Below are 920 nucleotides of genomic sequence, written 5' to 3'. Positions count from 1 at the left end.
CCCGCCTTCCTCGCCCTGGAGCGCGAGCTCGCGGTCTTCCTGCGCCGCGCCCGCGCGTCCTCCGGCGAGATGGCCCGCGAGGTCCACCCCGACCTGGAGCCCGCCGCGTACGGGCTGCTCGTACGGCCAGGGTGGGGGGAGAGTGGGGGAGAATTCAACGGCTATCGAATTGGTATGACCATGTCATTAATGGGGTGAGGGGCGGTGGCGCACACCGCGATGGGGACCCGGGGTGCTGCCACTGCACCAATCCTGCGAAATACTGACGGGGCTGCGGCGACACGACGCGGCCGAAATGATTTTTCAGCGGCTGAAAGCAGGAAAGGGCCTCACGTGCAGGAGACCCCCGAGACCAGTGCCCCGCTCCCTGAGGAGGACGCGCCCGGCCGGGGCGCCGGCGCCGGCGCGGAACCGTGCGGGGGACCCGCCGTCGACCCCGCCTTCCTCGCCCTGGAGCGCGAGCTCGCGGTCTTCCTGCGCCGCGCCCGCGCGTCCTCCGGCGAGATGGCCCGCGAGGTCCACCCCGACCTGGAGCCCGCCGCGTACGGGCTGCTCGTACGGCTGGAGGAGGGCGGCCCGCAGCGCGCCACCGACCTCGCCGCCTACTTCGGCGTCGGCAAGGCCACCATGAGCCGCCAGCTGCGCGCCCTCGGCGACCTCGGCCTCATCGTCCGCGACCCGGACCCCGCCGACGGCCGTGCCGCCCTGATCCGGATCACGGGGGAGGGGCGGGAACGATTCACCCGTGTGCGTGACGCCCGTCGTGCGCAGTACATCCGCAAGTTCGCGGACTGGAACCGCGTCGAGGTCGCCGAGCTGGCCCGGCTGCTTCACCAGCTGAACGAGCGGGCCGAGGCGTAGCGCCTGTGGGGGCACCTCCCAGCGGTAGCTGGGGGAGGGTCGGGTGGACCCCCCGGTTC

Annotated in this window: 1 protein-coding gene and 1 pseudogene; both read left to right on the top strand. The window is 72.8% G+C overall.

The genetic code is table 11. The features are described from left to right. Positions 1-126: pseudogene (locus K6I33_RS35315) on the top strand (MarR family transcriptional regulator); the annotation flags it as partial. Positions 127-450: 324 nt separating this feature from the next. Next, positions 451-861: a MarR family transcriptional regulator gene (locus K6I33_RS35310; protein ID WP_238492419.1), complete on the top strand. Its 411-nt coding sequence runs from the start codon at positions 451-453 to the stop codon at positions 859-861. Positions 862-920: the final 59 nt, after the last annotated feature.

This window comes from Streptomyces sp. UNOB3_S3, from assembly GCF_020740895.1.
In the GTDB taxonomy this organism is placed as follows: Bacteria; Actinomycetota; Actinomycetes; order Streptomycetales; family Streptomycetaceae; genus Streptomyces.
This window is presented reverse-complemented; position numbering and strand designations above follow the sequence as displayed.